Raw genomic sequence first — 5,524 nt, forward strand, 5'->3', positions numbered from 1 at the left:
GCTCAAGCACAGCAGGAAGCTAAGAGAGAAGCAGAGCGTCAGGCTCAAGCACAGCAGGAAGCCAAGAGGGAAGCGGAGCGTAATGTGTTCAAAGAGAATAATAAAATATTTTCTAATTATGCTGAGAGAACCGAAACGACAGCCGAAGCTATTTTAGACAGTCAACTACAAGGGTTAAGAAACGAGGGCGCACCCCTACTAGCCAAGTTTGAGAAGTTGCGAGATAACAAGCCGTGGATAGGCAAAGAAAAATGGGCAAAGGACAAGCAAAACGCCCTAAATGCGTATGTTGCAGTCAAAGACAAATATAACAGCCTGAACGATAAAGGCGTGACTGATGAACACCGAGAACAAGCTAAAAAATACATAGCCAAGACCGAACCGTCATATCATGCCAAAGCACAACAAGCTATCGAGATACTGCAAGAGTTCAAGAGGGCAGCAAAAGACGAAAAAGCAAAACAGCATGGGGCAGACTTCCATGCTCAACAAGGCGAAGCATATACAGGTAAGATACTACGAGCCGATGAAAACGGCATAGTACAGCAGACAAGAAACGGCATTGTTTATCATCCTGCTATGTCAGGCATTGAGCAAGGAAAATCATACTACCTTGAGAACAACGGCAACACCTATAACACACGAGAGCAGTATCAAGTCAGAACGCCCAATAAGAGCATTGACCAAGATAGGGGCATCGTCAGATAACTAACGCCCTAGCGGTTGTTGAGTCAGAGTTAGCCAGGATAAGCGGAAAAAGCCCCGCTTGATCTTGGCTAACTCTCGACCTTGAAGTTATATAGTAATATGGGTTACTTAGGTAGTACCTACTTCATCCCTTGATATACAAGGCTTTGCACAAAGTAAAACAAAAGGTTAAACTAACAAAAAAACAAAACCCCCAACGCTTGCAGGCGTTGAGGGTTTTAGAAATCAATCTGTGCGTGATACAGATATAATGACTTCCTTGGTAAGAGCCATTATATCACGGTATCACGCTAAAACAAGCGTGAGAATATGGAACATCTAAAACAGGTCAATCCCGATCAGTGGGAACAAGTACCGCCCCTAGCCCAATTATATCAAGACCTACCCAAAACACTACGCTGTAGTCCATACAAGCATAATACGGACTTTAGGCGCAAAACCCCCAAACGAGCCACACAAAGCGCATACGTGGGCTATAACACGCCTAAGGTAACCACATTCATAGTTATTGACCTCGATTATGACGGCTCAATATTTGCTTACCATGATGCAGGAATACCACGACCTCAATTTGTCTTAAAAAACCGATCGAACGGTCATTGCCAGTATATCTATAGGCTCAAACACCCCATAACTTTCTTCAAAAACTCAAAGCAAGCCCCTATTAATCTACTAAACGCTGTGGAATATGCCCTCAATGATGTTTTAGGCGGTGATAAAGCATTTACTGGTTACCTTGCCAAAAACGCTCTAAATTCAGCCCATGAAGTGTATTACACAGGTGCAGAGCCATACACGTTGAATGACTTAGCTGAATACTTAGACTTGCCTACGGATAAGCCCGCCCAAGCCCACAACGATGAATTTTACGGAAGAAATGACGCAATATTCCACACTGTACGCAAACTAGCGTATTCAATAGCGTTTAGTTGCAATTACACGCAGGTATATGAGCAGTGCTTATCTTGGTGTGAGGAATGCAACGTACAATATAGCCCTCAGCTGCCGTATAACGAGCTTAAATCAATATCAAGGAGCATTGCAGAGTATTGCACAGGAGAACGCTTTAAACGTGAATTTGGCGCGTTACAGGCGGTAAGAGGAGCGAAGGGTGGCAAGATTAGCAAGCGAAAGCCTATACCAACTTCAGAACGTACTACAAAGCCTTGGAAAGAGATAGGTATTAGTAGGGCTACGTATTACAGACGGCAAAAACAGGATAAAGTTTAGTAAAAAAAATGAGACCAGATAAGCCATATCAGTTAACCCCCCGTTAGGGGGCTTTTTTTTTGAGTTGTCCTATTAAGCTATTCTAAACAGTAACCTTTTGCTTAGGCTAGTTCAAAAAATAAAACTTAATCAGTTTTCTAATCTTAAACTTACTTTTGTTGGTATCATGGCTGCTTCTGAACTGTTACAGTTTGTTCGCTTTTTATTTTCTACATGATGCGCGTGGGCTTCTATATGGCTGTTATTGGTTTTTTTATTATATTTATCCTTCCATTGGTTTTTTTATATTCTTTGTTTAAGCCTAAAACTTTTAGTATCCGTACAAAAAAGAATAGTATGGGTAGATGGAGTCGTGTCCAGTCTATTGTGGTATTCGCAGTTCTTTGGTTCCTTGGTGTTGTCATGTTAGTTGAAGGAGCTAGTCCCGAGGGCAGTGAAGTTCAAGGCGATCGTGTGGTGGCGGCTGAACCTGCTCAGAAAGAACCTAGTCGAAAAGAACGTAAAGCGGCTGAGAAAGCTGCTAAAGAAGCCGAAAAATCTGAGAAAGCTGCCGCTAAGGAAGCCGAACTTGCGAAAGAGGATGTCCAGCGCCAATCGACATTGATAGATAACAGCTCAACTCGTCCAATTCTTTCTAATGGTTGGAGTCGTACGGATATCTATACTCACTGTCAAATACTTATACAAAACAGTCTTAAATCACCAAAGAGCTTCAACAGCAGTATACGAACGGTGAAGTTTATAAGGGATGCTGAAAAAGAGATTCTTGGAGTGAATTTTGATTTTTACGCAACAAATTCATTCGGTGCGGAGTTGATTCATAGTGGTACGTGTGTGTATGACTTTGATGGTAAGTTGCTGGAATATGAAGCTAAGGCTAAATAATAAATAACTATCACTAAAAATAAATTTTAAGTGATTAGAGTGTGTTTTTAACTATTTAAAAAGGGGACAGTAATAATGAAAAAACTAGCTATCATTGCTTTAACGTTTTTAGCACCTATCGCAGCTTATGCTAATGAATGTAATTACGATGCTTTATCAGGAACGGAATACAGAATTACAGATAAAGTTAAGCCATATGTACTGCTTGATTTTATGGTCAATCCAGATAAAGATAAGTTTGGCTTTGGACAGCGCAACGAAAGAAAATATCAATCTCTAAAAGACAATCCTTTCAAGGTTTTAAGCACAGATTATGTAACTGCTGAGAGTTCTGTTTATACGGGTAGACGAGCGTCTAAACGTTATAAAGAGGTTGTAAATGATGGCAAAGCATATACGCTCGATCAAAATCTTAATATTGAACTGTTAACATCTGATTGCGTTAAGTATTACCATATACCAAACGGCAATCAAAAGTCTTTTGACTCTAATTTCCAAAAGACAGATGGTAGTGCTAATAATACGCAAGATTTCCTCGCTTTTTTGGGCAAATCATTACAACCAGCAAAGATTAAATCCACTACTACATATGATGAGTTTGATAAGCAATATGAAATAAAAACAGACTTTTTTAAAGACCAAATGATTAGAGCGTATCTTGATTCTAAAGAAGATACCCCATCAGTTATTCAGGTATATATGAAAGTATCCTTCCTTGATAAGTGGGGCTTTATTGAAACTGCTAAAGATAAGAGTGGTACTACCCATGAAGTAACCTCTATAGATAAAGAAGCTGATTGTTCAGGTAAAAGTCTAGGTCTAGGTTGTATGCTGAAAGAAACTCTTGGTGTTACAGTGGATGAGGGTTTTTTGAGAAAAAATACTACTGGATTTGAGCTGAAACTTTCTGGGAAACAATCTAAAGTTGTATTTGTATCAGGGGAATTAGTAACGGCATTTCTTGATGAATTAGATAGCGTAAAAAAGAAATAGCTAACAAGTCACCCAAATAATTAAATATTAAAAAGCTAGGTCTGCGAGTGCAGATATTCAAAGACCTAGCCTTAATTATATGCCTAACTAAAAGTCTAATTCTGCGTTATTCGTATCTACTGATTGATGGATTAAATCATTTTTAACAGCTTCTTTATCTCTTTCTGAAACATATCCTTTCTCATAAGCCTCTGCTTTGAGTTGGTTCAAATCACGCTTTGCTTGCATACTATCTTTAGCCATTGCTTCGAAAGCACTTTGCCAAATAATTTTTCGTCTTGCTTCAGCCTTACGAGCTTTTGACTTATCCGCATCAATTAATCGCCTCGCATCAGCTCTAGCTTTGACTAACTGGTCTGCTTTCTTTTCAGCCTTGAGTAATACGGATAGCTTGCGGTTATCATCATCGTTTCTATTGTCTTTCTCGCCCAGTAGAATTATAAGTTTTTGTGTATCATTGGGCGACTTAAATCCTTTGAAGCGTTGTACTAAATCATCAAGATAATTTTCATCTACAGTTGCCATTTCTAATCCTTTTTTTGTTGATTGTTTTGCCGTCAGGTTAAGTTTATCATTAGTCAGTATGTTTGCATAATTGCGGTGGTTGTTAGCCTTGTTGAGGAAACAAGGTACGCTTAGTAGTTTCTCATTATTTCCCTATCGGTACATAATGAGAAACTAGCGTGTCAAGGGTCTAACCCCTTTGAAATCCCCAGTCAGGGGCGACCCCCTAACAACCCCAAAAAAAGACAAGAGGTGAAGTAATGGCTATCGGTAGATTAAGTGTAGGAATTGGCAAAAAAGGTAAGGCAAGTCCTCACGCTAAATATATCGCTAGAGAGGGAAAATATGCAAAATTAATGAAAGACAAGGAAGACCTAAATTATAAAGGTAAAGAGGAATTGGAATATAGAGGTCATGGCAATATGCCCAAATGGGCAGAGCATAACCCTAATTATTTTTGGCAAATGGCAGATGAACACGAAAGAAAAAATGGCAGTACCTACCGTGAACACGTTATAGCCTTGCCTAGAGAGTTATACGTAAATGAACGCCACGATCTAATCAAAGACTGGATAGCCCAAGAAATAGGCGAAAAACACGCCTACCAATATGCTATTCACAACCCACCAGCCTTAGACGGTGACGAACAGCCCCATGCTCATATCATGTTTAGTGAACGCACCATAGACGGCATCGAGCGTGACCCTGACCAATATTTTAAACGCTACAACAGCAAAAATCCTGAAAAAGGCGGAGCGAAAAAAGCGAATACGCCTAAGATGTCAGCAGAGCGCAAAGAGGAACTAAAAGCGATGCGTGACCGATGGGAGAAAATCTGTAACGCCCACTTGGAGCGAGGATTTCATTCGGAGCGTATCAGCATGAAGTCTTTGAAAGAGCAAGGCATAGAGAGAGAGCCGCTAAATCTAACAATGGCACAGCTCAAACAGCCTGAAATCAAGGAAGCATACCGAGAATTGCTAGCAGCAAAAAACGATGATTTTATGGCTGAACTGGATGTTTGGATGGAATTTTATGATGATAACTTAGAGGATGAAATCAAGCACCAGTTAGCGCAAAAGCACGAAGCAGAGCGTCAAGCTCAAGCACAGCAGGAAGCTAAGAGAGAAGCAGAGCGTCAAGCTCAAGCACAGCAGGAAGCTAAGAGAGAAGCAGAGCGTCAGGCTCAAGCACAGCAGGAAGC

Annotated in this window: 6 protein-coding genes; 5 read left to right on the top strand and 1 reads right to left on the bottom strand. The window is 40.3% G+C overall.

Annotated elements, in window-relative coordinates:
• From HQR03_RS13865 to HQR03_RS13880, 4 genes are all read left to right on the top strand, one after another.
• On the top strand, positions 1-708 hold a 708-nt coding region (locus HQR03_RS13865), incomplete at its 5' end, for a hypothetical protein (RefSeq protein WP_217271612.1).
• 309 nt (positions 709-1,017) lie between these two features.
• Positions 1,018-1,938, top strand: a complete 921-nt coding sequence (locus HQR03_RS13870; protein WP_173240614.1) for a replication initiation protein — start codon at positions 1,018-1,020, stop codon at positions 1,936-1,938.
• Positions 1,939-2,172: 234 nt separating this feature from the next.
• The gene (locus HQR03_RS13875; RefSeq protein WP_173240616.1) at positions 2,173-2,823 is read left to right on the top strand and encodes a hypothetical protein; all 651 of its coding nucleotides are present in this window, start codon (positions 2,173-2,175) and stop codon (positions 2,821-2,823) included.
• 75 nt (positions 2,824-2,898) lie between these two features.
• Complete coding sequence (locus HQR03_RS13880; RefSeq protein ID WP_173240618.1) at positions 2,899-3,816, top strand: hypothetical protein; 918 nt, start codon at positions 2,899-2,901, stop codon at positions 3,814-3,816.
• Between the two features lie 87 nt (positions 3,817-3,903).
• Here the strand turns inward: HQR03_RS13880 and HQR03_RS13885 are convergent, their stop codons facing one another.
• The gene (locus HQR03_RS13885; protein ID WP_173240620.1) at positions 3,904-4,341 is read right to left on the bottom strand and encodes a hypothetical protein; all 438 of its coding nucleotides are present in this window, start codon (positions 4,339-4,341) and stop codon (positions 3,904-3,906) included.
• A 239-nt stretch (positions 4,342-4,580) separates the two neighbouring features.
• On the opposite strand from HQR03_RS13885, the gene HQR03_RS13890 reads away from it, so the two are divergent.
• Positions 4,581-5,524, top strand: a 944-nt coding sequence (locus tag HQR03_RS13890; RefSeq protein WP_173240622.1) for a MobA/MobL family protein, incomplete at its 3' end; no start/stop codon positions are given.

Source organism: Psychrobacter okhotskensis (assembly GCF_013248965.1).
Classification (GTDB): Bacteria; Pseudomonadota; Gammaproteobacteria; order Pseudomonadales; family Moraxellaceae; genus Psychrobacter; species Psychrobacter okhotskensis.

What these genes read in the sequence shown, in the direction of transcription:
- HQR03_RS13870 (WP_173240614.1), top strand. Translation starts at nt 1,018, where the DNA reads ATGGAACATCTAAAACAGGTCAATCCCGATCAGTGGGAACAAGTACCG.
- HQR03_RS13875 (WP_173240616.1), top strand. Translation starts at nt 2,173, where the DNA reads ATGGCTGTTATTGGTTTTTTTATTATATTTATCCTTCCATTGGTTTTT.
- HQR03_RS13880 (WP_173240618.1), top strand. Translation starts at nt 2,899, where the DNA reads ATGAAAAAACTAGCTATCATTGCTTTAACGTTTTTAGCACCTATCGCA.
- HQR03_RS13885 (WP_173240620.1), bottom strand. Translation starts at nt 4,341, where the DNA reads ATGGCAACTGTAGATGAAAATTATCTTGATGATTTAGTACAACGCTTC.